23 protein-coding genes and 1 riboswitch are annotated in these 24,096 nt (G+C 71.1%); of the genes, 7 read left to right on the forward strand and 16 right to left on the reverse strand.

Features of this window, described 5'->3' with window-relative positions; genetic code table 11:
- The first annotated feature begins 106 nt into the window (after positions 1-106).
- Together B446_RS11140 and B446_RS11145 are read left to right on the forward strand one after the other, a co-directional pair.
- Entirely contained in the window at positions 107-1,321 is a 1,215-nt protein-coding gene (locus B446_RS11140; RefSeq protein ID WP_020939534.1) for a glycosyltransferase 87 family protein, read from the forward strand.
- Between the two features lie 62 nt (positions 1,322-1,383).
- Entirely contained in the window at positions 1,384-1,914 is a 531-nt protein-coding gene (locus B446_RS11145; RefSeq protein WP_020939535.1) for a PadR family transcriptional regulator, read from the forward strand.
- A 55-nt stretch (positions 1,915-1,969) separates the two neighbouring features.
- Here B446_RS11145 and B446_RS11150 read toward each other — a convergent pair whose 3' ends face one another.
- The 5 genes from B446_RS11150 to B446_RS11170 all read right to left on the reverse strand — a co-directional run bounded on the left by B446_RS11150 (position 1,970) and on the right by B446_RS11170 (position 7,333).
- The gene (locus tag B446_RS11150) at positions 1,970-3,181 is read right to left on the reverse strand and encodes a hypothetical protein (RefSeq protein ID WP_020939536.1); all 1,212 of its coding nucleotides are present in this window, start codon (positions 3,179-3,181) and stop codon (positions 1,970-1,972) included.
- A 29-nt stretch (positions 3,182-3,210) separates the two neighbouring features.
- The gene (locus tag B446_RS11155; RefSeq protein WP_020939537.1) at positions 3,211-4,233 is read right to left on the reverse strand and encodes an NlpC/P60 family protein; all 1,023 of its coding nucleotides are present in this window, start codon (positions 4,231-4,233) and stop codon (positions 3,211-3,213) included.
- Positions 4,234-4,465: 232 nt separating this feature from the next.
- Positions 4,466-5,500: an NlpC/P60 family protein gene (locus tag B446_RS11160; protein ID WP_020939538.1), complete on the reverse strand. Its 1,035-nt coding sequence runs from the start codon at positions 5,498-5,500 to the stop codon at positions 4,466-4,468.
- 212 nt (positions 5,501-5,712) lie between these two features.
- A complete protein-coding gene (locus B446_RS11165) occupies positions 5,713-7,056 on the reverse strand; it encodes an NYN domain-containing protein (protein ID WP_020939539.1) in 1,344 nt (447 codons plus the stop codon).
- A 37-nt stretch (positions 7,057-7,093) separates the two neighbouring features.
- Positions 7,094-7,333: a hypothetical protein gene (locus B446_RS11170; RefSeq protein ID WP_020939540.1), complete on the reverse strand. Its 240-nt coding sequence runs from the start codon at positions 7,331-7,333 to the stop codon at positions 7,094-7,096.
- Positions 7,334-7,485: 152 nt separating this feature from the next.
- Between B446_RS11170 and B446_RS11175 the strand changes: the two genes are divergently transcribed.
- Both B446_RS11175 and B446_RS11180 read left to right on the forward strand, forming a co-directional pair.
- On the forward strand, positions 7,486-8,280 hold the full coding sequence (locus B446_RS11175; RefSeq protein WP_020939541.1) for a rhomboid family intramembrane serine protease: 795 nt from the start codon (positions 7,486-7,488) through the stop codon (positions 8,278-8,280).
- A complete protein-coding gene (locus B446_RS11180) occupies positions 8,277-8,558 on the forward strand; it encodes an Lrp/AsnC family transcriptional regulator (protein WP_020939542.1) in 282 nt (93 codons plus the stop codon). Before B446_RS11175 ends, B446_RS11180 begins: the two co-directional genes overlap by 4 nt.
- Before the next feature lie 72 nt (positions 8,559-8,630).
- Here the strand turns inward: B446_RS11180 and B446_RS11185 are convergent, their stop codons facing one another.
- From B446_RS11185 to B446_RS11210, 6 genes are all read right to left on the reverse strand, one after another.
- On the reverse strand, positions 8,631-10,010 hold the full coding sequence (locus tag B446_RS11185; RefSeq protein ID WP_020939543.1) for an aminotransferase class V-fold PLP-dependent enzyme: 1,380 nt from the start codon (positions 10,008-10,010) through the stop codon (positions 8,631-8,633).
- A 202-nt stretch (positions 10,011-10,212) separates the two neighbouring features.
- Positions 10,213-10,329, reverse strand: a riboswitch (SAM riboswitch).
- Positions 10,330-10,404: 75 nt separating this feature from the next.
- Complete coding sequence (gene trpD / locus B446_RS11190) at positions 10,405-11,469, reverse strand: anthranilate phosphoribosyltransferase (RefSeq protein ID WP_020939544.1); 1,065 nt, start codon at positions 11,467-11,469, stop codon at positions 10,405-10,407.
- A 120-nt stretch (positions 11,470-11,589) separates the two neighbouring features.
- Complete coding sequence (locus B446_RS11195; protein ID WP_020939545.1) at positions 11,590-13,221, reverse strand: cytochrome b; 1,632 nt, start codon at positions 13,219-13,221, stop codon at positions 11,590-11,592.
- The gene (locus tag B446_RS11200) at positions 13,218-14,276 is read right to left on the reverse strand and encodes a ubiquinol-cytochrome c reductase iron-sulfur subunit (protein WP_043475330.1); all 1,059 of its coding nucleotides are present in this window, start codon (positions 14,274-14,276) and stop codon (positions 13,218-13,220) included. Before B446_RS11200 ends, B446_RS11195 begins: the two co-directional genes overlap by 4 nt.
- On the reverse strand, positions 14,273-15,085 hold the full coding sequence (locus B446_RS11205; RefSeq protein ID WP_020939547.1) for a c-type cytochrome: 813 nt from the start codon (positions 15,083-15,085) through the stop codon (positions 14,273-14,275). Before B446_RS11205 ends, B446_RS11200 begins: the two co-directional genes overlap by 4 nt.
- A 62-nt stretch (positions 15,086-15,147) precedes the next feature.
- Positions 15,148-15,768 (reverse strand): cytochrome c oxidase subunit 3, encoded by a 621-nt coding sequence (locus B446_RS11210; protein WP_020939548.1) that lies wholly within the window; start codon positions 15,766-15,768, stop codon positions 15,148-15,150.
- A gap of 146 nt (positions 15,769-15,914) precedes the next feature.
- Between B446_RS11210 and B446_RS11215 the strand changes: the two genes are divergently transcribed.
- Complete coding sequence (locus B446_RS11215; protein ID WP_020939549.1) at positions 15,915-16,316, forward strand: response regulator transcription factor; 402 nt, start codon at positions 15,915-15,917, stop codon at positions 16,314-16,316.
- A 78-nt stretch (positions 16,317-16,394) separates the two neighbouring features.
- Here the strand turns inward: B446_RS11215 and B446_RS11220 are convergent, their stop codons facing one another.
- The 4 genes from B446_RS11220 to coxB all read right to left on the reverse strand — a co-directional run bounded on the left by B446_RS11220 (position 16,395) and on the right by coxB (position 20,880).
- Entirely contained in the window at positions 16,395-17,657 is a 1,263-nt protein-coding gene (locus B446_RS11220; protein WP_020939550.1) for a L,D-transpeptidase, read from the reverse strand.
- A gap of 132 nt (positions 17,658-17,789) precedes the next feature.
- Complete coding sequence (locus B446_RS11225) at positions 17,790-18,188, reverse strand: cytochrome c oxidase subunit 4 (protein WP_020939551.1); 399 nt, start codon at positions 18,186-18,188, stop codon at positions 17,790-17,792.
- On the reverse strand, positions 18,185-19,918 hold the full coding sequence (gene ctaD / locus B446_RS11230) for a cytochrome c oxidase subunit I (RefSeq protein WP_020939552.1): 1,734 nt from the start codon (positions 19,916-19,918) through the stop codon (positions 18,185-18,187). The genes B446_RS11225 and ctaD overlap by 4 nt, the downstream gene beginning before the upstream one ends.
- The gene (coxB, locus tag B446_RS11235; protein ID WP_043475334.1) at positions 19,915-20,880 is read right to left on the reverse strand and encodes a cytochrome c oxidase subunit II; all 966 of its coding nucleotides are present in this window, start codon (positions 20,878-20,880) and stop codon (positions 19,915-19,917) included. The genes ctaD and coxB overlap by 4 nt, the downstream gene beginning before the upstream one ends.
- A gap of 301 nt (positions 20,881-21,181) precedes the next feature.
- Here coxB and B446_RS11240 point away from each other — a divergent pair, with 301 nt between their 5' ends.
- Positions 21,182-22,570, forward strand: a complete 1,389-nt coding sequence (locus B446_RS11240; protein WP_020939554.1) for a cysteine desulfurase/sulfurtransferase TusA family protein — start codon at positions 21,182-21,184, stop codon at positions 22,568-22,570.
- 65 nt (positions 22,571-22,635) lie between these two features.
- Here B446_RS11240 and B446_RS11245 read toward each other — a convergent pair whose 3' ends face one another.
- Positions 22,636-23,610 carry a carbohydrate kinase family protein gene (locus B446_RS11245; protein ID WP_020939555.1) on the reverse strand — a complete coding sequence of 325 codons (975 nt, stop codon included), beginning with the start codon at positions 23,608-23,610 and terminating at the stop codon, positions 22,636-22,638.
- Between the two features lie 130 nt (positions 23,611-23,740).
- Between B446_RS11245 and B446_RS11250 the strand changes: the two genes are divergently transcribed.
- On the forward strand, positions 23,741-23,950 hold the full coding sequence (locus tag B446_RS11250; RefSeq protein ID WP_020939556.1) for a hypothetical protein: 210 nt from the start codon (positions 23,741-23,743) through the stop codon (positions 23,948-23,950).
- The last annotated feature ends 146 nt before the right edge of the window (positions 23,951-24,096 follow it).

Consider the following 24,096-nt stretch of genomic DNA (forward strand, 5'->3'; position numbering starts at 1 on the left):
CGCGGGCGGCGGTGGGTGACGGCCCGGCCGCGCCTCACGGCCTTCGCACGGGCCGCCGGTGGATCATGGCTGCGGACCACGGCAGCCGGACGGACAGGGGCGCACGGTGAAGAGGACGGACCGACGGCTCACCGGCCTGCTGGGCGCCTGGTGCGCCACCCGGCCGGTGCTGCTGCTCCTCGTCCTGGGCGTGCCGGCGCTGCCCGGGGTGGACGTCACCACCGACGTGTCGGTGATCTACCGGGGCTGGTACGAGGTGCTGCGCCAGGGCACGTTCCCGCTGGACGACGTCACCTGGCAGTACCCGCCCGCCGCCGCGCTGGCGATGCTCGCCCCCGCCGCCCTGCCGTTCCTGTCCTACCCGCACGCCTTCTTCGCCCTGGTGTGCCTCGCCGACCTGGCCGTCCTCGCGCTGCTCGGCCGGGCGGGCACCCGGCCGGGCCGGTCGCTCCGGGGCGCCTGGGCCTGGGTGGCGGGTGTGCCGCTGCTCGGCCCGACGGTGTACGCACGCTACGACCTGATGGTGACCGCGGTGGCCGTGGCGGCGCTGCTCGCCGGGGCCCGGCGTCCCCGCCTGATGGGCGCCCTCGCGGCCTTCGGAGCCCTGCTGAAGGTGTGGCCGGCGCTGCTCCTCGCGGCCGCGGCGCGGCGGGCGTGGGCGGCGGCAGCGGTGACCGCGGCGGCCCTCTCGGCCCTGTCGGCGGCGGTCGCGCCCGGCGCCTTCGCCTTCCTCGCCCACCAGCGGGACCGGGGTACCGAGGTGGAGTCGCTGGGCGCCCTGGTGTTCCATGCGGCCCGGCACTTCGGCTGGCCGGGCCAGGTGCTGCTGAACTACGGGTCGGTCGAGTTCCTCGGCCCCGGGGTCGCCCTGGTCAGCGGTGCCGCGATGGCACTGACCGGGGCCGCTCTCGGCTGGCTGGTGCTGTGGCGGCTGCGGGCGGCCCGCCCCGCGCCGCACACCCTCGCCGACGCGGCCTTCACGGCGGTGCTGCTGTTCACCGTCACCAGCCGGGTGATCAGCCCGCAGTACCTGGTGTGGCTGGTCGGCCTGGCCGCGGTGTGCCTGTGCCTGCGGACCAGCCGGATGACCGCGCCGGCCGTGCTGATCCTGGCGGCCTGCCCGCTGACCGTCCTGGAGTTCCCGGTCGGCTTCGAGCACGTCGTCGCGAGCGACGCCCACGGCGTGCTCCTGCTCCTGCTCCGCGACGGCCTGCTGCTCGCCGCCTCCCTCGTGGCGGCCCGTGCGCTGTGGCGGTCCACGGCCCCGGCCGCGCCCTCCGAGCCCCGGCCGGTCCCCGCGCGGGAGCCCTCGGTCCGCTGACACGCGGGCCACGGCTAGCATGCCTACCGCGTCCGCTGTGGGAGGAGTCGGGAGGAGTCCCCGTGCTGGAGCTGTCGATCCTGGGCTTCCTGGCCGAGGAACCCCTGCACGGCTACGAGCTCAAGGAGCGCATCAGGGCGCTGAGCGGCCACGTCCGCCCGGTCAGCGACGGCGCCCTCTACCCGGCCATCAACCGGCTCGTCGCCGCCGGGCTGCTCGACCAGCGCACCGAGGACGGGGCGAGCGCCGCCCCGCGCCGGGTGCTGTCGCTGACCGCGCAGGGCCGCGCCGACCTGCTGGCACGGCTGCGGAGTCCCCGGCAGACCGAGATCACCGACCAGGTCCGCTTCAACACGGTCCTGGCCTTCCTGCGGCACCTGCCCGACCCCGCCGAACAGGCCGCCGTGCTGCGCCGCCGCCTCGACTTCCTCGAGACCCCGTCGAGCTTCTTCACCCGCGACGGCGAGCCGGTGGCCGCGGAGGAGGCCGGCGACCTGTTCCGGCAGGGCATGCTGCGGGTCGCCCGGGCCACCGGCCGGGCCGAACGGGAGTGGCTGCGCGAGGCCCTCGCGGTGCTCGGCCGGCCCGGCTGAGGTTCCGGGCGCTCCGGACGGCCGGGGCGCGGGCGGCCGGGGCGCGGGCGGCCGGTCAGGAGAGCTGGCCGCGCACGTAGGCGCGCCACTCGGCGGTGAACGCCGCGGGCGTGGTGCCGAGCACCTTGCGCAGCGCCTCCTCGACCGCGCCCGCCCGCCGCGGGTGGGCGCCGACGGCCCGGTAGAAGGCGCCGAGCTTCGCCTGGCCCCAGTCGTCGGCGATCATCCGGCAGGCCAGCCAGCCGCCCTCGTAGGCCTGGGCGAGGTGGGTGGGCTCGCCGCTGAAGCCGAAGTCCTTGTCGGCCGGGAGGGCCGTGGGCACGTGCCCGTCCTGGACCGCCCGGGCGAGTTCCGGTGCGGCTTCGGCGGGCGTGCGGCCGGTGCCCAGGTAGCCGATCCAGTCGGCGTAGCCCTCGGAGAGCCACAGCGGGGTGGCGGCGCCGGTGTCCGCGCGGGTGGCCACGTGGGTCGTCTCGTGGGTGAGCACGACCTGCTTGCCGACGCTGCCGAGCATGGCGTACGCCTCCGGGTTGACCACCACCCGGTCGGCGGGCGCCTTGCCCGAGCCGCCCGCCTCGCCGGTGGTGACGGCGGCGATGCCCCGGTAGCTGGAGGCGGGCGAGCCCAGCAGGGCCGCCATGCCCGGCAGCGAGCCCGGGACGAGGACGACGACCCGGCGCGCCCAGCGGGTGCCCCACTCCTGGGAGACGGCCGGCACGGCGTGGTCCGCGAGCCGGGCGTACTCCCGCAGGCCGCGTGCGCTCCGGCCGGTCCCCAGGACCAGGCTGTGGGCGCCCTGCACGGCGGTCACCGTGCCCTGGTCCCACAGCTGCTGCCCGGCGCCGCCCGCCGGCTTGTCGGCGGTGACGTACCAGCGGCCGTCGGCGGTGCGGCTCAGCGCGAGGGTGCGGGGGACGCTGACCGGGGCCTGGTCGTAGCCGGCGATCCGGTAGCGCAGCTCGGCGTCGGCGGTGGAGCCCGCTCCCTCGCGGTGCACGGCGGTCACCCGGTAGCTCCAGGAGGCCAGCGGCAGCGCGCGCAGCCGGACGTAACCGGTCCGGGTGCCCGTGGTGCCGTACGCCCGCTCGTCGTGTCCGAGCAGGGCCGCCGACCGCCGGTCGAGCACCCGCTGCACCTCGGCGCGCGCCGAGTCCGCCGCCGTCCGCCCGCCGCATCCGGACAGGGGCGGTACGAGCAGCAGGCAGAGCCCCGCCGCCGCGGCGCGCCACACGCGCGGCGCGCGCCCCGCCCGTCCGCCGTCAGCCATTTCTCGATCGTACGGCGCGGGGCCGGACGTCAGGGGCGGGTCACGGAGGAGACCGGCATCATCCCGACCGGGTCGTAGCGCACCGGCGCGCCGGGGTAGGGCGCGTGGATCACCTGCCCGTTGCCGACGTACATCGCCACGTGGCTGGCGTCGGAGCGGTAGACGACCAGGTCGCCGGGGCGCGCCTGGGACAGTGGGACCCGCCGGCCGGCGAGCCGCTGCTCCTGCGAGGTGCGCGGCAGATGGATGCCGGCGTGCGCGTACGACCACTGCATCAGGCCCGAGCAGTCGAAGCCGGAGGGGCCGGTCGCGCCCCACACGTAGGGGCGGCCGAGGGCGGAGCGGGCCGCGGCCAGGGCGGCCGCCGCGCGGGCGTCGGGCGCGGCGGAGCCGGTCAGGCCGTCCAGGCCCGGCAGGTCGCCGCGGCCGGCGCGGGAGGCCCGGCCGTAGGCGGCGCGTTCGGCGGCGGGCAGGGATGCGAGCAGCCTGCGGGCCCGGGCGAGTTTGCGCTCCACGGTCCGCTTGTGCGTGGCGACCGCCTTGCGGCTCTGCTCCAGGGCGGCCAGCTTGTCCTCGGCCTCGGCCCGCTCCTGGGCCAGTTCGCGCAGCGCGGACCGCAACGCGCGCAGCTGGCCCGCCTGCTGGGCGCCGATGCGGTCGAGGGTGGCCGCCTTGTCGAGGTAGTCGCCGGGGTCGTCGGAGAAGAGCAGGGCGACCGTCGGGTCGATGCCGCCCGAGCGGTACTGCGCGCCGGCCAGCGAACCGAGCCGTTCGCGCAGGGTGTTGACCCGCTGCTGCTGCCGGGCGATGTGATCCTGGGCGTAGCCGACCTCGCGGCGCAGGGTGCCGGCCCGTTCGTCCGCCTTGTCGTAGGCCTGGGTGGCCCGCTCGGCCTCCTCGTAGAGGCGGTCCACCTCGGCACGGGTGCCGCCGTGCGGCGCTGCGTCGGCCGGTACGGCGCCCAGTGCGGCGGCCGCGGCCGACAGCGCGCACAGGGCGGCACCGGCGCCGCGGTTGAACCCGGACGGTGGAAGACGGCGATGGGACCCCACGGCAGTCCTTCTGCTGGCGGACGGAGACCGTTACCCCGGCGCCGGGGACGGGGAGGCCCCAGCGCCGGGGAAACGCGCCAGACAGTAGCCGTGCGGGCGGGCCCCGGCCAAAGACCGTGGCGTCAACACAGACTGACGCCCCGCCGGTGACGCAGGTCAACGGCGGGGCGTGGAGTCAGTTCCGGTTCACGGGATTCGCCCGTTCGGGCGCTTCCGGGCCGGTGCCACGGGGTCAGATGCGGACGCCGAACTGGAAGGGCATGTTGCCCATCGCCTCGTAGCGGACGACGGCGCCGGTGTGCGGCGCGTGCAGCACCTGGCCGTTGCCCGCGTACAGGCCGACGTGGTGCATGTCGCCGTAGAAGATGACCAGGTCACCGACCTTGAGGTCGGACTGGTTGTAGATCCGGGTGCCGGCGTTGGCCTGCGCCTCGGAGGTGCGCGGTATGGAGACGCCGGCCTGGGCGTAGGCCCAGGAGGTCAGGCCCGAGCAGTCGAACGAGGAGGGGCCGGTGGCGCCGTAGACGTACGGCTTGCCGATCTGGCTCTGGGCGGCCGAGAACGCGGCCGAGGCGCGCCCGGAGGCGGGCGGGGCGTTCTTGAGGTCCACGCGCTCGGTGGAGGAGCGGTTGGCGCGGGCCTGCTCGGCGTCGAGGGCCGCCTTCTCCTTGGCGGTCAGGGTGTTCAGGAGCTTCTGCGCCTCGGCGAGCTTGCCCTGGACTTCCTTCTTCTTGTTGCCCAGCTCGGTACGGGTGGAGGCCAGGTCCTTGAGCTTCTCGGTGGCCTCGGCGCGCTCCTGGGCGAGTTCGCGCTGCTTGTCCTGGATCTTTTTCAGCGCCTCGACCTGCTGGCTGCTCAACTGGTCGAGCGTGGAGGCCTTGTCGAGGTAGTCGTCCGGGTTGGAGGACAGGAACAGCTGCACCGAGGGGTCGATGCCGCCCGAGCGGTACTGGGCGGTGGCCATCGAACCCAGGCCGTCGCGGAGCTTGTTCAGCTCCTCCTGGCCGCGGGCCACGTTGTCCTGGATCGTGGAGATTTCCTTCTGCAGCTTCTGCTGCTTCTCCTTGGCCCCGTTGTACTTCTCGGTGGCCTGCTCGGCCTGCTGGTAGAGCTTGTCGACCTTCGCCTTCACCTCGTCCTTGCCGAGCTTCTCGCTCGGGGCGGCGTTGGCGGCGTTCGCGCTCAGCACGACGGCAGCGGCGGCTGCGGTGGTCAGCACGGTGACACGCGTGCGGCTCGGCTGCTTGGGTCGACGGTGGGACGCCACGGAGGACGAACTCCTTCTTGTGAGTGATCACCCGTTCGGAGGTTCGAGGCCAGACCCTAGTGACCTCGCTGTGATCAGTTCAAATCCTCACGGCAAAAAAACACGTCACGCAATGCATTCTTTGCACTTAACTCACGTGCGGTGATGTGCGATTGACACTACGTTGCGTGACGGTTCGGTCAATTCGGGCATTGCATATGCGCGTTGCACGTTCAGGACAGTCGCTTCAGAAGTACCGCAGAGGCCACGGGACGGGCACCCGCCCTGGCGACCCCGTCGGCCACCTCCCGGTCGGTCGACGCGACGATGACCGGACGGCCCGGCGGCTCCGCGCGCACGAGCTGACGGATCAGCTCGTCGGCCGTGACGCCCGGCTTGGAGAACAGCACCCGCACCCCGCGCGGCGGCGCGAGCAGCACCGGCGCGGCCAGCTCGGCGCCGTCGAAGACGCACGTCACCTCCGCCCCGGTCTGCGCCGCGAGCGCGGAGAGCTGCCCGAGCAGGCGCAGCCGCTGCTTCTCCAGCGGCATCTGCGGATAGCCGGTCTTGGTGACGTTGTAGCCGTCGACCACCAGGTGCGCCTGCGGCAGCGCGAGCAACTGGTCGAGGATGGCCGGATCGTTCTCGGAGAGCGCCCGGGCCGCGATGTCCTTCGGGGTCATCCGCCCCGGCTCGACCGCGTCCACGGTCTCCGCCGGGCGCACCGACACCGGCGGCAGGGCGAGTTCACGTCTGAGGCCCTGCGCGGCGTCCAGGAGCGTGTCCAGCAGCAGCCGCACCCGCATGTCCTCGACGCTGCGGCCCTCGCGGACCGCCCGGCGGGTGGCCTCCAGGGCCGCCTCGGACTCGCCGAGGCGTGCCTTGAGCCGCCGGCTCTCGCTCTCCGCGGCCGACACCTGCGCGGCCCCCTCGGCCCGCACGGCCTCGATCTCGCCGTGGACCCGGCGCAGGGCCGCCTCGCCCCGCTTGACGTCGCTGAGGGCCGCCCTGAGCTTGCGGTGCAGCGCCTCCGCCTCCCGCTTGGCCGACTCCAGTTCGGCGCGCAGCCGTTCGGTCTCGGCCCGGGTCTGCTCCCGGGAGCGGTCCAGCTCCGCGCGCAGCCGCTCCAGTTCGGCCCGGCTCTCCTCGTCGGCCCGCTCGGCGTCCGCGCGCTGCGCCTCCTCGCCGGCCGCGGTGACCAGCTTCACCCAGCCCGCGGGGCGCAGTACGTAGGCCGCGGCCGCCACGTCGAGCGGGTCCGCGGCCGGGGGCGGCGAGCCGGAGTCGAGGGCGCCGGAGAGCTCCGGCTGCGCCTCTCTGAACTTCTCCCCGATCCGCTGCCGGAACAGCGGCTCGGTCTCCAGCGCCGCCGCCATCGCGTTCCCGGCGAACTTCGCCCGCCGGGTCGGGGTGAAGCGGGCGTACTGTCTGAGCTGGGCCGGCAGTTCCGTCATGGTCAGACCGCCGAAGCCGTCCGAGACGATCTGCACGACCCGCCGGCGCACGCCGTCGGGCAGCGGACGGTCAAGCACCTCAGCGGTGCCGTCGCCCGGCCCCCCGCCTGCGGTCTCCACCATCCGTCACACCCCAATACCTGTACGGGGCCCGCTCCGCTCAGGAGCCGGCGCCCGGCCTGTCCACGAGTTCCACCTGGTCCACCGCGTTGCACCAGCGGCAGCGGACCGACTCGATGGTCTCACTGACCACCTCGCGCTCCTCCACGTTCGGCTCGCCCGCGAGGTCGAGGTGGACGTACTCGACGACCTTCGACGAGCGGGTGACGTCGAAGCGGGTCAGATTGCCGCAGAGGGTGCAGCGCCATCGCGTCGTGGCGGTCGGCAGGGGAACCGTCATCGTGCCTGTTCGCTTCCTTCTCGGGTCGGTCCGCGCCGCTCCTCGACGCGTGTGGCTCGTACCCTACGGCCTGCCGGGTCCTCGCCGCCCGTCCGTCCACGGCGGCGAGGCGGTCTGTCAGGCTGCGTCCCGTTACGTCATGCTCTGTAGTCATGATCAGCACGTGGGGCACGGCGGCCGGCAGGACACTCAGGGCGGTCCGGGGCGCCTCCGCACCCACCACGTACACCCTCATCGTCCTGTGTTCCCTGCTCTTCGTCCTCGGACCGGCCTCGGGGCTGACGGTGGCCTACGGCGCCGGGGACGCCCTGCTCGCCGCGCAGCGGGCGTACTTCCGGCACTGGGGTGTGGTGCCGGCCGACCTGTTCCACCGCCCGGTCCGGGAGGCGCTCACCCCGGCCACCGCGCTGTTCGTGCACGGCAGCTGGGTGCATCTGCTCGGCAACATGCTCTTCCTCTTCGTCTTCGGCGTCATGACCGAGGAACGGATGGGCCGGGTCGAGTTCTCCCTCTTCTACGTCGGCTGCGGCTACCTCGCCCTGCTGGGCTACGCGGCCGCCAACGCCGCCTCCGAGCAGTCGCTGGTGGGCGCCTCCGGGGCGATCTCGGCGGTCCTCGGGGCGTTCCTCTACCTGTTCCCCCGCGCCCGTGTGACCAGTCTCCTCCCCTTCCTGTTCTTCCTGCCGATGCGCTTCCCCGCCTGGGTGGTGCTGCCGTTCTGGGCGGCGCTGCAGTGGCTCGCGGCGGGCAGCTCCGGCTCGGGGCCCGGGGTGGCCTACCTCGCCCACCTGGTCGGCTTCGGCCTCGGCTTCGGCTACGCGTGGCTGCGCTACGGACGGGAGCGGGCTCGGGGCCGGGGCCCCGGAGCGGCGGTGGTGGCGGACGCGGGGGCGACTAGAGTGAAGTCCGCAGCGGCTCCGGCACCTGAGGGAGAGAACCAGTCGTGATCACCGCGATCGTCCTGATCAAGACCAGCGTGGACCGGATCCCCGAGATCGCGGAGCAGATCGCCGCGCTGGAGAGCGTCAGCGAGGTCTTCTCCGTCACCGGCACCTACGACCTGATCGCCATGGTCCGGGTACGGCAGCACGAGGACCTCGCCGAGGTCATCCCCGGCCGGATCAGCAGGATCCCGGGCGTCGAGGGCACCGACACGCACGTCGCGTTCCGCACCTACTCCCAGCACGACCTGGAGGCCGCGTTCGCGATCGGGCTGGACAACTAGCCCCGCACGGCCACGACAGGGGGCAGGGGCGGCCGCGGCCGCCCCTGCCCCCTGCTCGTCGTGTCCGACCCGTCAGACGGCCGGGACGCAGCGGCCGTCCTCGGTGCGGTACCGCCACTTGGCGCCGTCCCTGACCAGTTCACGGACCGCGCGCACGAAACGCTCGACGTGCTCGTCGGGGGTGCCCGCGCCGAAGCTGACCCGGATGGCGTTCAGGGACTTCTCGCCCGGCGCGGCCTCGGGGGCGCCGCACTCGCCCTGGGTCCCCGGGTCGGCGCCCAGCAGGGTGCGCACCAGCGGGTGCGCGCAGAACAGGCCGTCGCGGACGCCGATGCCGTACTCGGCGGAGAGCGCGGCGGCGAAGTGGGAGCTGTTCCAGCCCTCGACGACGAAGGAGATCACGCCGACGCGCGGGGCGTCGTCGCCGAAGAGGGACAGGATCCTGACCTCCGGCACCTCGGCCAGGCCCGCGCGGACCGTGTCGATCAGCCGCCGCTCACGGGCGACCAGGGTCTCGAAGCCGGCCTCGGTGAGCGCCTTGCAGGCGGAGGCGATGGAGTAGGCGCCGATGACGTTCGGCGAGCCGGCCTCGTGCCGTGCGGCGCTCTCGTGCCACTCCACGGCCACTCCCCCGTCCTCGCGGCGGGTGACCTTGCGGCTGGCGCCGCCGCCCGCGAGGTAGGGGTCGGCCGCGGTCAGCCAGTCGGCGCGGCCGGCCAGCACGCCCGAGCCGAAGGGGGCGTAGAGCTTGTGGCCGGAGAAGGCGACCCAGTCCACGTCCAGCTCCCGCACGGACACCGGGTGGTGCGGCGCGAGCTGGGCGGCGTCGAGCACGATCCGGGCGCCGTGCGCGTGGGCCGCGGCGGCCAGCTCGCGCACCGGCCACAGCTCGCCGGTCACGTTGGAGGCGCCGGTGACGCAGACCAGGGCCGGGCCGTGCGGGTCGCGGTCGGCCAGGGCCCGCTCCAGGGTCTCGACGGCCTGGCGCGGGGTGCGCGGTGCGTCGAGGAAGGTGACCCGGGCGTCGCGCCAGGGCAGCAGGGAGGCGTGGTGCTCGGTCTCGAAGACGAAGACCTGGCAGCCGGCCGGGAGGGCGCGGGCGAGCAGGTTCAGGGAGTCCGTGGTCGAGCGGGTGAAGACCACCTGGTCGGCCGGCCGGCAGTCGAGGAACTCGGCGACCGTGCGGCGGGCGTTCTCGAACAGGTCGGTGGAGAGCTGCGAGAGGTAGCCGGCCCCGCGGTGGACGCTGCCGTAGTACGGCGCGTAGGCGGCCACGTCGTCCCAGACGCGCTGGAGTGCGGGGGCGCTGGCGGCGTAGTCGAGTGCCGCGTAGGTGACGTCGCCGCCCGTCACGAGCGGGACGGTGACGTCCCGGCCCAGCACGGGCAGCGGAGCACACACGGCGCGGTCGGCGGTGGGGGTGGCGGCGGCGGTGGTGGCGGTCACGGACATGACGGACTCCTGTGTGAGCAGGCGCGGTCGCCGTGCGAGCCGACGGGCTCGAGCACGGGGACGGCACAAAGGGGGTCGCCGGAATGGCCTGAACGGCGATCACGGCGGGAAAAGGGGGACGCGGAGGCGGGGCTCGACGCCCTAGCGCATTCGCTTGCTCACAGAAGGCTCCCTCGACGACCAGGACCCCTGGTGTACGAGGGGTCCGCGCTTGTCGTGGACCTCGCTGCCCACGACCTGGTCCTCACCCGGGGCACCCCGCCACGGACGGAGGGTTGCCGGACAGTCGGCCGGGGCCTCATGACTGTCACTCATGACCTGGTACGGAAACGTACGCGACGTGATCGGCGCCCCGCAACCCGAGTCCGGATCGCGGGACGCCGACCGGACACCACTACGCGTTGCTGGCGGCCACCCAGCGCTCCAGTACCCGCGCGGCCGCACCCGAGTCGATCGACTCCTCGGCCCGGACCATTCCGGCGCGCAGCCGCTCGGCGAGCGGCGCGTCCGACGCCTCCAGGGCGACCAGCGCGGCCGCCGAGTTGAGCAGGACGGCGTCCCGGACCGGGCCGCGCTCGCCGTCCAGCAGCCGCCGGGCGACCTGCGCGTTGTAGGCCGCGTCGGCACCGCGCAGCGCCTCCACGGGGACGAGGTCGATGCCGACGTCCCGGGGGTCGAAGCGCTCCTCGGCGACCTTGCCGTCGCGGACCACCCACACCCGGGAGGTGGACGTGGTGGTCAGCTCGTCCAGGCCGTCGTCGCCCCGGAACACCAGCGAGGAGTTGCCGCGCTCGGCGAGCACCCCGGCCACGATCGGCGCCATGCGCGGGTCGGCGACCCCGACCGCCTGGGCGCGCACCTTGGCCGGGTTGGTCAACGGGCCGAGCACGTTGAACGTGGTCCGGATGCCCAACTGGCCACGTGCCGCCGCGACATGACGCAGCGACGGGTGGAACCTCACCGCGAAGCAGATGGTGATGCCGGCCTCGTCGGCGACCTCGGCGACCCGCTTCGGGGTGAGGTTCAGATTGATCCCGAGCTTCTCCAGCACGTCGGAGGAGCCGGAGGCGGAGGACGCGGCGCGGTTGCCGTGCTTGACCACCCGGGCGCCGGTGCCGGCGACGACGATGGACGACATCGTGGAGATGTTCACCGTCTTGGCGCCGTCGCCGCCGGTCCCGACGATGTCGACGGCGGGGCCCGGCACCTCGATGACGTTGGCGTGCTCGTACATGGTCCGCACGAGGCCGGTGATCTCCTGCACGGTCTCGCCCTTGGCCCGCAGGGCCACCATGAACCCGGCGATCTGGGCGTCCGTCGCCTCGCCGCGCATGATGAGGTCCATGGCCCAGGCGGTGTCGTCGGCGGAGAGGTCGTGGCCGTCCAGCAGGCCGTTCAGCAGGACGGGCCAGGAGCGGCCCGCCGCGGTGTCGCCTCCAGCGGGGGTCACAGCGCTCATATGCCGCTCCTGGTGTCGTGAAAGAAGAGTGTGGTGCCACCCTATCCAGCCCCCGGCAGGGCGAAGGGCCCCGTCCGTAACCCGGACGGGGCCCTTCGGCGTGGCGTGGCGACTTCGGGATCAGTGGTGGCCGTGGCCGCTCGTGATCTCCTTGTACTCCTCGACGGTGGGCTTCGGGATCTGGTTGTCCCCTCCGTAGAAGGAGTGGCTGAGCTTGGCGCGCAGCTTCTCGGCGGACGTCACCTTGCGCTCGACACCGTTCTCGTCGACCGTCTCGCCGATCTGGGCCGGCTCGTACTGGTGGTGAGCCGTGAGGGTGTGCAGCTGCTCCTGGCTGAGCGACTCGTGCACCTCGATGAACTCACCGTGCGGCAGGCGCTTGATGATGCCGGTCTCGCGACCGTGCAGCACCTTGTCGCGGTCGCGGCGCTGCAGGCCCAGGCAGATCCGCTTGGTGACGATGAACGCGATGACCGGTCCGGCGAAGAAGGAGATCCGGACGAACCAGGTCACATCGTTGATCGACAGGTGGAAGTGGGTGGCGAACAGGTCGTTGCCACCACCGACCAGGCCGATCATGTACACGGTCACCCAGGCGGCACCGAACGCGGTACGCGTCGGGGCGTTGCGCGGGCGGTCCAGGATGTGGTGCTCGCGCTTGTCGCCGGTGACCCAGGACTCCAGGAACGGGTACAGCGCGATGACCGCCAGGACGAGGCCGAAGAGCACCAGCGGGATGAACACGCCCAGGACGAGCGTGTGACCCCAGAAGTTGATCTCCCAGCCCGGCATGTAGCGGACCAGACCCTCGGCGAAGCCCATGTACCAGTCGGGCTGGGCGCCGGTGGAAACCTGGTCGGGCCGGTACGGGCCCATGGCCCAGATCGGGTTGATCTGGGTCACCGCGGCGATCGCCGCGATCACACCGAAGACCAGGAAGAAGAAGCCGCCCGCCTTGGCCATGTACACCGGCAGCAGCGGCATGCCGACGACGTTCTTCTCGGTCTTTCCGGGACCCGCGAACTGCGTGTGCTTGTGGTAGAAGACCAGGATCAGGTGGCCCACCATCAGGCCGAGCATGATGCCCGGCAGCAGCAGGATGTGGATCGAGTAGAACCGGGCGACGAAGTCGTGACCGGGGAACTGACCGCCGAAGAGGAAGAACGAGATGTACGTGCCGACGATCGGCATCGACAGGATGGCGCCCTCGGTGAAACGGACACCGGTGCCGGAGAGCAGGTCGTCCGGGAGCGAGTAACCGGTGAAGCCGGTGAACATGCCCAGGACGAACAGCAGGAAGCCGAACAGCCAGTTGATCTCACGCGGCTTGCGGAACGCGCCGGTGAAGAACACGCGCATCATGTGCACGAACATGCCGGCGAGGAAGATCAGCGCGGCCCAGTGGTGGATCTGCCGGATGAGCAGACCACCGCGCACGTCGAAGGAGATGTGCAGGGTCGAGTTGAACGCCTCGGACATCAGCTGTCCCTGGAGCGGGACGTAGCTGCCGTGGTACTCCACCTCGTTCATCGACGGGTGGAAGAACAGCGTCAGATAGACACCGGTCAGGATGATGATGAGGAAGCTGTACATGCAGACTTCGCCCAGCATGAACGACCAGTGGTCGGGGAAGATCTTCCGCATGTTCGACTTCGCCAGGGAGTAGATCCCCAGCCGGCCGTCGGCCCAGTCGGCGACCCGCTCGCCGGCCGGCGCCTTGCCGCGTCGCTCGTTGTTCTCGTTGGTGCTCATCCGCGCTCCCAGAATGCAGGACCGACGGGCTCCTCGAAGTCGCCGAGCGCCTGGAGGTAACCCTCGTCGTTCACGCCGATGCGGAGCTGCGGCAGGGCGTGACCGGCGGGGCCGAAGATCACTCGGGCACCGTCGGAGAGGTCGAAGGTGGACTGGTGGCACGGGCACAGCACGTGGTGCGTCTGCTGCTCGTACAGGGAGATCGGGCAGCCGACGTGGGTGCAGATCTTCGAGAAGGCGACGATGCCCTCGTGCGACCATGCCAGCTCGCGCTTGTCCTTGATGTTGTCCGGCTGGATCCGGATGATCATCAGGGCGGCCTTGGCGATCTCGTTCTGGAAGTCCTCCTGGGTCTCTTCCAGTCCCTCGGGCTTGGCGAAGGTCAGCGAACCGACGGCGACGTCCTCGGGACGCAGCGGCTGGTTCGTGTTCATGTTGACCAGCAGCTTGCCCTTGGCCCACAGGGTGTGGCGCAGGGAGGTCCCGGGCAGCGGGCCGAGGTCGCGCAGCAGCATGACGCCGGAGAGCGGCACCAGGGTGAGCGCGCCGAGCATCGTGTTGCGGATCAGCTTGCGGCGGCCGAGGGCCGACTCCTTCGCGCCCTCGCGGAAGTCGGCGTGCACCTGCGCGCGGACCTCGGGCGGGGCCTCGATCGGGTGACGCTCGGCGGCGACCTCCACGTCGGACATCAGGGTGCGGGCCCAGTGGACCGCGCCCGCGCCGATGCAGAACAGCGCCACACCGAGGGTCAGGCCGAGCGCGAAGTTCAGCGCGCTGACGTGCCCGATCGGGAAGACGAAGATCGACTTGTCGTGCGGGATGGACACGTACGAGACGATGAAGCCGACCGTGGCCAGCATCGACACCGTGAACAGCAGGGCGACGACGCGCTCGGACCGCTTGGCGGCACGCTCGTCGATGTCCTGGATCCGGTGCTCGTGGGGCGGCAGCCCCGGGTCCGCGAACGGGTTCTCCTCGTCCGCGACGCTCACGGCGCCGTGCGCGTGGCCCTGCTCAGCGGGCAGGTTCTCTTCTGGAATGTCTTGGCTACTCATGACTTCTTGGCCTTTGCGGTCCGAGCGGCGACCCAGACGGCGACCACGATCAGCGCGCCGAGACCGAAGATCCAGGCGAACAGACCTTCACTGACCGGCCCGATGCCACCCAGCTCCATACCGCCGGGGTTGGTCGTCTGGTCGCTGTCCACCGCGTGCAGGTACGCGATGATGTCCTTCTTGTTCTTCTCCGTCAGCGTGGTGTCGGGGAAGGACGGCATGTTCTGCGGGCCCGTCTGCATGGCCTCGTAGATGTGCTTCGGGTCGACGCCTTCCAGCGTCGGCGCGAACTTGCCCTTGGTGAGAGCACCACCCTTGCCGGTGAAGTTGTGGCACTGCGCGCAGTTGGTGCGGAACAGCTCGCCACCCTTGGCGATGTCCGCGCCGTCCGGGCCGTACTGCTCCTTCGTCGGCACCGCGGGGCCGGCACCCAGCGAGGCGATGTACGCCGCGAGCTGGTCGATCTCGGCCTGGGTGTAGATGTTCTTCTTCTTTACGACCTGCGGGCCCTGCGAGGTGGCGGCGGGCATGCGGCCCGTGCCGACCTGGAAGTCGACCGCCGCGGCGCCCACGCCGACCAGGCTGGGGCCGTCGGACGAGCCCTGGCCACCGGTGCCGTGGCAGCTGGCGCAACCGACCTCGTAGAGCTTCTTGCCCTCCTTGATCGTCAGGGACTGGGAGGATTCATCGGCCTGTGCCTTGCTCGCGGGCGCGAACGCGGCGTACAGCCCCCCCGTGGCCGCCAGCGCGAGGAGTAGGACGACGACCGCCGCCAGCGGATGGCGTCGTCGTGCGGAGAGCTTTTTCACGGATTACCCCGGTGTCAGGATCTTCTGCGTCGATGCTTCTGGATGTGCGGGAGCGGTCCCGGCTACTTGATCAGGTAGATCGTGGCGAAAAGGCCGATCCAGACCACATCGACGAAGTGCCAGTAGTAGGACACGACGATGGCCGCCGTCGCCTGCTCGTGGGTGAACCTCTTCGCCGCGTACGTGCGGCCGAGGACCAGCAGGAAGGCGATGAGACCGCCCGTCACGTGCAGGCCGTGGAAACCGGTGGTCAGGTAGAACACCGAGCCGTACGGGCCGGAGGACAGGGAGATCCCGTCCTTCTTCACCAGCTCCGTGTACTCGTAGATCTGACCGCCGATGAAGATGGCACCCATGATGAAGGTGAGGATGAACCAGCCACGGAGCTTCTTCACGTCCCCGCGCTCGGCGGCGAACACGCCGAGCTGACAGGTGAGCGAGGAGAGCACCAGGATCGTGGTGTTGGTCGCGGAGAAGGGCACGTTGAGCGCGTGCGCCTGCTCCGCCCAGTACGCCGGTCCGGTCACCGACCGGAGGGTGAAGTACATCGCGAAGAGGGCCGCGAAGAACATCAGCTCGGAACTCAGCCAGATGATGGTTCCGACGCTGGTGAGGTTCGGCCGGTTGACCGACGGGTGCGCGTGCCCGGTTTCTACTGTCGTTGCTGTCGCCACGACCGACATTATGTCGGTCGCTTATCCCGCCCTCACTCCGGGGGGTGCCGTTCGGAGTGTTGCTGCCCGCCGAACCGGTGTTGACGTGGTGTTCAGGGGAGTAACATCCGGCCCGAACGGCCCTGCCCGTACGACGCCGACGTCTCGGAGGAAGCATGCAGCCGACTGCCACGGTGCTGGTGTACAGCGACGACTCCAACACCCGGGAGCAGGTGCGGCTGGCCGCCGGCCGCCGGCCAGCCCCGGATGTCCCCCAGGTCGAGTTCCTCGAGTGCGCGACGCCCGAGGCGGTGCTGCGCGAGCTCGCCAAGGGCGGCATCGACGTCTGCGTGCTCGACGGCGAGGCCGTGCCGATGGGGGGCATGGGGGTGTGCCGGCAGATCAAGGACGAGGTGTTCAACTGCCCGCCGGTGCTGCTGCTCATGGGCCGCCCCCAGGACGCGTGGCTGGCCACCTGGAGCCGTGCCGACGCCGCGGTGACCCTGCCGGTGGACCCGGTGGAGTTCGCCTCCGCGCTGGCCGCCCAGCTGCGCCGCAAGAGGCTGCTGAGCGCCTAGCCGAGGCTGTGACGCGCGAGGACGCGCGGCGGAGGCCCGGCAGGGCCCCGCCGCGCGTCCTCGCGCGTCGTGCGGCGTTCACACCGCCGCGGGCTGCAGGCGGAGGGCGTCCTGGGGTGCCGGGCCGTCCTGGGCGCCGTTGCCGAGCGCGCTGCCGGCGCGCCACTTGTTCCAGTCGAGGTTCCAGTCGCCGAAGCCGTTGCCGAAGGGCTCCATCGGGTCGCCCTCGGAGTTGACGACCTTGACGATGTCGCCCTCGTGGATGTGGTCGAAGAACCACTCGGCGTTGGACGTGCTCATGCCGGTGCAGCCGTGGCTGACGTTGGCGTAGCCCTGGGAGCCGACGGACCAGGGGGCGGCGTGCACGTACTCGCCGGACCAGGTGACCCGGGTGGCGTAGTACACGGGGAGGTCGTAGGAGTCGGAGCTGCCCTCGGCGATGCCGACGGTGGTACCGCGCATCCGTACGAAGTACTGCTTCTCCAGGACCACCTTGACCCCGTTGCGGGTCTCGAAGCCGGGCTTGCCGGTGGTGACGGGGACCTGTTCGACCGCCTTGCCGTTCTCGTAGAACGTGAGCTGGTGCGCCGAGGCGTCCGTGACGGCCTCGATCCGGTCCCCTGTGGTGATCTTCACGGACTTGGCCTTGCCGCCCCACAGCCGGTCGCCGACGCGCACCCCGTCCAGGTTGCTGTGCACCTGGATCGTGGCGTGCGCGGGCCAGTAGTCCTTGGGGCGGTAGTGGAGTTCCTTGTCGCTCACCCAGTACCAGGAGCCCGGCACGGCCGGCACGGAGTCCACCCGGAGGGCGCGCTCCACCACGGCCCGCTGGCCCTTGTCCTTGATGGCCTGGTCGAGCTGGGCGGTGATGGGCTGTCCGACGCCGTACTGGCCCGGCTTCTGGCCGAAGGTGACGGTGAGCCGCTTCTTGCTGGTCGGCCGGCTGGTGTCGAAGCTGAGGACCTTGCGGCCGGGGGCGCCGTCGTCGTCCTCCGTGCTCACCGCGACCGTGTAATGGGCGTTGGCGGCCAACGGGGAGGTGCTGTGCCAGCGGCTGCCGTCGGCGGCCAGTTCGCCTGCCACGAAGCGCCCTGTGGAGTCCTGGGCGGTGACATCGGTGATGCGGCCGTCGTCGCCGTTGGCGGTGATCTCCAGGGGCTTGTCGGGGTCGACCCGCTTCCCCGCTTCGGTGGGGCCGTTGAAGGAGATCTGGTCCGCTGCGTCGTACGGCTTGGCCGACAGGGGGTTGCCGTCCGAACCGCAGGCGGTGACGCCCACGCCGAGGACGGTCACCAGCAAGGCGCAGCCGACGACGGAACGGGTCCGCGGAGAGTGATTCATACGATCACGTTATGAGACGGAGAGCTTACTGGCGCGGTACGTAATCCCTTCGGGGGACGGACACTGCGGCAAAGGCGGGAGCCCGGACTCTCCTGACGGAGGGTCCGGGCTCCCGCTTCGTTCGCTGCGCTGCTACTGGGTGCGGTTCTCACCGTGGTAGTACTCGAACACCCAGCCGAACAGGCCGACCATGATGATCGGGGCGGCGAAGTAGATCAGCCACCAGCCGACCGCGACACCGAGGAAGGCGATCGCACCGCCGACACCGAGGGCGAGCGGCTGCCAGCTGTGCGGGCTGAAGAAGCCCAGCTCGCCCGCGTCGTCCGCGACGTCGGCCTCCTTGTCGTCCTGGGCACCGGCGTCGACCCGACGGGCGGTGAAGCCCAGGTAGAAGCCGACCATGATGCTCAGGCCGAAGGCCAGGAAGAGCGCCGTGGTACCGGCCGGCTCCTTCGACCACACGCCGTACACGACGGCCATGACCAGGAGGAAGAAGCTCAGCCAGATGAACATCCGGCCCTGGATCTTCACTTGTCGGCCTCCTTGCTGCCCGAGATGGCGCTGCCGTGACCGGCGTGCTCCAGCTGCTCCAGGGCGGCGATCTCAGGGTGGTGCAGGTCGAACGCCGGGGATTCGCTGCGGATCCGCGGCAGGGTGAGGAAGTTGTGCCGCGGCGGCGGGCAGGAGGTCGCCCACTCCAGCGAACGGCCGTAGCCCCACGGGTCGTCCACGCCGACGGGCTTGCCGTACTTCGCCGTCTTCCACACGTTGTAGAGGAACGGCAGGATCGACAGGCCGAGCAGGAACGAGCTGATCGTCGAGACCGTGTTCAGGGCGGTGAAGCCGTCGGCCGCCAGGTAGTCGGCGTAACGGCGCGGCATGCCCTCCACACCCAGCCAGTGCTGGACCAGGAAGGTGCCGTGGAAGCCGACGAACAGCGTCCAGAAGGTGATCTTGCCGAGGCGCTCGTCCAGCATCTTGCCGGTCATCTTCGGCCACCAGAAGTGGAAGCCGGAGAACATCGCGAACACGACCGTGCCGAAGACCACGTAGTGGAAGTGCGCCACCACGAAGTACGAGTCGGAGACGTGGAAGTCCATCGGCGGCGAGGCCAGGATGACACCGGTCAGGCCACCGAAGGTGAAGGTGATCAGGAAGCCGACCGCCCAGAGCATCGGTGTCTCGAAGGACAGGGAGCCCTTCCACATGGTGCCGATCCAGTTGAAGAACTTCACGCCGGTGGGTACGGCGATCAGGAACGTCATGAAGGAGAAGAACGGCAGCAGCACACCGCCGGTGACGTACATGTGGTGGGCCCACACGGTCACGGACAGGCCGGCGATGGAGATGGTCGCCGCGATCAGGCCCATGTAGCCGAACATCGGCTTGCGGGAGAAGACCGGGATGACCTCGCTGATGATGCCGAAGAACGGCAGGGCGATGATGTACACCTCTGGATGGCCGAAGAACCAGAAGAGGTGTTGCCACAGCAGGGCGCCGCCGTTGGCCGCGTCGAACACATGGGCACCGAATTTACGGTCCGCCTCCAGGGCGAACAGTGCGGCGGCCAGGACCGGGAAGGCCAGCAGGACCAGGACCGCGGTCAGCAGCACGTTCCACACGAAGATCGGCATGCGGAACATCGTCATGCCCGGTGCGCGCATGCAGATGATCGTGGTGATGAAGTTGACCGCGCCGAGGATGGTGCCGAAGCCGGAGAAGGCCAGACCCATGATCCACATGTCCGAGCCGATGCCCGGCGAGCGGACCGCGTCCGAGAGCGGCGAGTAGGCGAACCAGCCGAAGTCGGCCGCGCCCTGCGGGGTGAGGAAGCCGCCCACCGCGATGGTCGAGCCGAACAGGTACAGCCAGTAGGCGAACATGTTCAGCCGCGGGAACGCCACGTCGGGCGCGCCGATCTGCAGCGGCATGATCCAGTTCGTGAAACCGGCGAACAGCGGCGTCGCGAACATCAGCAGCATGATCGTGCCGTGCATCGTGAACGCCTGGTTGAACTGCTCGTTCGACATGATCTGCAGGCCCGGACGGGCCAGCTCGGCACGCATCAGCAGCGCCATCACGCCGCCGATCAGGAAGAACGCGAACGACGTGACGAGGTACAGCGTTCCGATCGTCTTGTGGTCGGTGGTCGTCAGCCACTTCACCACGACGTTGCCGGGCTGCTTGCGCCTGACCGGCAGCTCGTTCTCGTACGAGTCTTCAGCTGCCGCGGCACCCTGGGGTTCGTTGAGGATGCTCACAGGTTGTTCGTCTCCCGGTTCTTCTCGTGCGGCGTCTGCTCGATGCCGGCGGGAATGTAACCGGTCTGCCCCTTCTTGGCGAGGTCCTTGAGGTGCTGCTCGTAACGGTCGGGGGAGACGACCTTCACGTTGAACAGCATCCGGGAGTGGTCGACACCGCAGAGCTCCGCACACTTGCCGAGGAAGGTGCCCTGGTGGTTCGGGGTCACCTGGAAGGCGTTGGTGTGGCCCGGGATGACGTCCTGCTTCATCAGGAAGGGAACCACCCAGAAGGAGTGGATGACGTCACGCGAGGTCAGGACGAAGCGGACGGTCTTGCCCTCGGGGAGCCAGAGCGTCGGACCGGGGTTGCCGGTCTGCGGGTTCCGGGTGCCGGGCGTACCGACGTCGTAGACGCCGCCGGCGTTGGCCGGGAAGTCCTTCTTGAACCGGTCCGGAATCGCGGCCAGGTTCTTGTCGGTCTTGGCGTTGCCCGTGGAACCGGGGACGTCCGCGACGTAGTTGAAGCCCCAGCTCCACTGGAAGCCGACCACGTTGACCGTGACGTCCGGCTTCTTGGAGAGGTCCAGGAGCTTCGACTCGTCCCGGGCGGTGAAGTAGAAGAGCACCGAGATGATGATGATCGGGACCACCGTGTACAGGGCCTCGATCGGCATGTTGTACCGGGTCTGCGGAGGTACCTCGACCTTGGTGCGGCTGCGCCGGTGGAAGAAAGCACTCCACAGGATCAGGCCCCACACCAGCACGCCGACGGCGAGCGCAGCCGCCCAGGAACCCTGCCACAGGGAGAGGATCCGCGGAGCCTCTTCCGTGGTCGGGGTGGGCATACCAAGGCGGGGGAAGTCTTCCCAGTTGTACGAGCAACCGGTGGCTGTCGCCAAGACCAGGCCCGCGGTCATTGCCTGCAGCAGCTTCCGCCGCATCGGGCGCCGCGGCGAGCGGTCGGAGCCGTTGGGACTCACGTAGCGCCTTCCCGAGAGTCTCGCCCGCGCGGTCGGCTGCGGCCTTCTCGCTGGTCGGTCGCCGCCCTGCGTCGGGCAGGGGTTTGGATGTTTATGCGGACCAAACCCTAGCCGACGCTCTTCGAGGGTTCGCGGGGAGGGTGCCATACGCGCCGCCGGTCCCTCCTTAAGGGTGGGATTGAGCGCCTAATAGCTCGTGTTGTCGCGGTTTGACGAGCGGCCGCGGGAGACGTCGTCGCTGGTCGCACCGTTCCTCGCGCCCTCCGGTGGACCGGCCCCGCCGAAGTCTTAACGTTGCTCTGTGCCCTACTTCGACGCCGCATCCGCCGCCCCCCTCCACCCCGTGGCCCGTCAGGCGCTGTTGGCCGCCCTGGACGAGGGGTGGGCGGACCCCGCGCGGCTCTACCGGGAGGGCCGCAGGGCCCGGATGCTGCTGGACGCCTCCCGGGAGACGGTGGCCGAGGCGGTGGGCTGCCGGGCCGACGAGGTGGTGTTCACCTCCTCGGGCACCCGGGCCGTGCACACCGGGATCGCCGGGGCGCTGACCGGGCGACGGCGGACGGGGCGCCACCTGATCGTGTCAGCCGTCGAACATTCCTCGGTACTCCATTCGGCTGAGTCGTTCGAGGCCGGCGGCGGCTCGGTGACCACCGTGGCCGTCGACCGGGCCGGGGCGGTGGACCCGTCGGCCTTCACGGACGCCTTGCGGCAGGACACCGCGCTGGCCTGTCTGCAGTCGGCCAACCACGAGGTGGGGACCGTGCAACCGGTCGCCGAGGTGGCCGGGGTGTGCCGGGCCGCCGGGGTGCCGTTGCTGGTGGACGCCGCGCAGTCGCTGGGCTGGGGTCCGGTGGAGGGCGACTGGTCGCTGCTGGCCGCGAGCGCGCACAAGTGGGGCGGCCCCTCGGGGGTGGGGCTGCTCGTGGTGCGCAAGGGCGTGCGGTTCGCCGCGCAAGGGCCCGTGGACGAGCGGGAGTCGGGGCGGGCGCCCGGGTTCGAGAACCTGCCGGCGATCGTCGCGGCCGCGGCCTCGCTGCGGGCGGTACGGGCCGAGGCCGCGCAGGAGGCACTGCGGCTGCGGGAGCTGACGGAGCGGATCCGGGCGCGGGTGCCGGAGCTGGTGGCGGACGTGGAGGTGGCCGGGGACCCGCGGCGGCGGCTGCCGGGGATCGTCACCTTCTCCTGTCTCTACGTCGACGGGGAGGCCCTGCTGCACGAGCTGGACCGGGAGGGCTTCTCCGTCTCGTCCGGGTCGTCCTGCACGAGCAGCACCCTGACGCCCAGCCATGTGCTGCGGGCGATGGGAGTGCTGAGCGAGGGGAACGTGCGGGTGTCGCTGCCGCCCGGGACGGCCGCTCAGGACGTCGAGCGGTTCCTGGAGGTGCTGCCCGGGGTGGTGGCGGGCGTACGGGAGAAGCTGGGCGCGCCGGCCGCGGCGCCGGCCGCCGCGCCGGCCGCGGAGGCGGAGGAGCTGGTCGTCGACTCCCTCGGCAAGCGGTGCCCGATCCCGGTCATCGAACTGGCCAGGGTGTTCGGCGACGTCCCGGTGGGCGGCACGGTCCGGGTGCTGTCGGACGACGAGGCCGCCCGGCTGGACATCCCGGCCTGGTGCGAGATGCGGGGCCAGGAGTACGTGGGTGAGGAGCCCGCGGAGCGGGGGACGGCCTACGTCGTCCGCCGGATCGGCTGACGCGCCCGGGGGTGCGGCGTGGGAACCGGACGGAACCGGCCCCCGTGCCGCCGCACCCGGACGGCTCAGACCAGGTGACCGCGGACCTCTTCGGCGGCCTCTTCGCCGTACGCCTTGGTGAAGCGCTCCATGAAGTGGCCGCGGCGCAGCTGGTACTCCTGGGTGCCGACCGTCTCGATGACGAGCGTCGCCAGCATGCAGCCGACCTGCGCTGCGCGCTCCAGGGACACGCCCCAGGCCAGGCCGGAGAGGAAGCCGGCGCGGAAGGCGTCGCCGACGCCGGTGGGGTCGGCCTTGCGGTCCTCCTCCGGGCAGCCGACCTCGATCGGGTCCTCGCCGACCCGCTCGATCCGCACGCCGCGCGAGCCGAGCGTGGTGACGCGGTGGCCGACCCGGGAGAGGATCTCGGCGTCGCTCCAGCCGGTCTTGGACTCGATGAGCCCCTTCTCGTACGCGTTGGAGAAGAGGTAGGTCGCCCCGTCCAGCAGTATCCGGATCTCCTCGCCCTCCATGCGGGCGATCTGCTGGGAGAAGTCGGCGGCGAAGGGGATCTCGCGCGAGCGGCACTCCTCCGTGTGGCGGAGCATCGCCTCGGGGTCGTCGGCGCCGATCAGGACCAGGTCGAGGCCGCCGACGCGGTCGGCGACCGTCTTCAGCTCGATGAGGCGGGCCTCGCTCATGGCGCCGGTGTAGAACGAGCCGATCTGGTTGTGGTCGGCGTCGGTGGTGCACACGAAGCGGGCCGTGTGCAGGGTCTCGGAGATGCGCACCGAGTCGGTGTCCACGCCGTGGCGGTCGAGCCAGGCCCGGTACTGGTCGAAGTCGAAGCCCGCGGCCCCGACCAGGATCGGCGCGGTGCCCAGCTGGCCCATGCCGAAGGCGATGTTCGCGCCGACGCCGCCCCGGCGCACGTCCAGGTTGTCGACCAGGAAGGAGAGCGAGACCGTGTGCAGCTGGTCCGCGACGAACTGGTCGGCGAATCGGCCGGGGAAGGTCATGAGGTGGTCGGTGGCGATGGAGCCGGTGACTGCGATGCGCACGACGGGCATTCTCCTGCGGGAGGCTGGATTGACAGTTCACGCTACCCCGCTCGGGCGGGCCGCTGAAGCTGACAAAACTACCCGATAGTAGCCCTTTCTTCGCGACGCCTCGCGTGCCTACGGTTCCGGCATGACGAACCTCAAGGTCAACTCGACCGCCCCGGCCGATCTCGAGGGCGGCCTCGCCACGCTGCGCGGCGACTGCGCCCGGATGGCCCCGCACTGGGCGGCCCCCGTGCACGGCGTCTCCCGTCCGGTGCCGCCGTCGCTGATCCACGGGGTGGACGTACCGGCGCGGTCGGCGCGGCTGCTGGACGCCATGTCGGACTACGGGGACTGAGCAGGAACCTCCGAGCAGGGAACCGCGCGCTCCTCGCACGCGTCCCATCGCCGTCCCCCGGGCGGGGACATGGGACACGAGCCGGCGAGGAGCGATGCGGTGAGCAGCGAGCGACCCGAGATTCCTGAGAACGACGAGGTTTCCGG

The organism is Streptomyces collinus Tu 365 (genome assembly GCF_000444875.1).
GTDB classification, from domain to species: Bacteria; Actinomycetota; Actinomycetes; order Streptomycetales; family Streptomycetaceae; genus Streptomyces; species Streptomyces collinus_A.

Coding starts and splice junctions, on each gene's coding strand:
- B446_RS11215 (WP_020939549.1), top strand. CDS start 15,915: ATGCAGCCGACTGCCACGGTGCTGGTGTACAGCGACGACTCCAACACC.
- trpD (WP_020939544.1), bottom strand. CDS start 11,469: ATGAGCGCTGTGACCCCCGCTGGAGGCGACACCGCGGCGGGCCGCTCC.
- B446_RS11170 (WP_020939540.1), bottom strand. CDS start 7,333: ATGACGGTTCCCCTGCCGACCGCCACGACGCGATGGCGCTGCACCCTC.
- B446_RS11220 (WP_020939550.1), bottom strand. CDS start 17,657: ATGAATCACTCTCCGCGGACCCGTTCCGTCGTCGGCTGCGCCTTGCTG.
- B446_RS11195 (WP_020939545.1), bottom strand. CDS start 13,221: ATGAGCACCAACGAGAACAACGAGCGACGCGGCAAGGCGCCGGCCGGC.
- B446_RS11210 (WP_020939548.1), bottom strand. CDS start 15,768: ATGTCGGTCGTGGCGACAGCAACGACAGTAGAAACCGGGCACGCGCAC.
- B446_RS11185 (WP_020939543.1), bottom strand. CDS start 10,010: ATGTCCGTGACCGCCACCACCGCCGCCGCCACCCCCACCGCCGACCGC.
- B446_RS11150 (WP_020939536.1), bottom strand. CDS start 3,181: ATGGCTGACGGCGGACGGGCGGGGCGCGCGCCGCGCGTGTGGCGCGCC.
- B446_RS11175 (WP_020939541.1), top strand. CDS start 7,486: ATGATCAGCACGTGGGGCACGGCGGCCGGCAGGACACTCAGGGCGGTC.
- B446_RS11250 (WP_020939556.1), top strand. CDS start 23,741: ATGACGAACCTCAAGGTCAACTCGACCGCCCCGGCCGATCTCGAGGGC.
- B446_RS11165 (WP_020939539.1), bottom strand. CDS start 7,056: ATGGTGGAGACCGCAGGCGGGGGGCCGGGCGACGGCACCGCTGAGGTG.
- B446_RS11200 (WP_043475330.1), bottom strand. CDS start 14,276: ATGAGTAGCCAAGACATTCCAGAAGAGAACCTGCCCGCTGAGCAGGGC.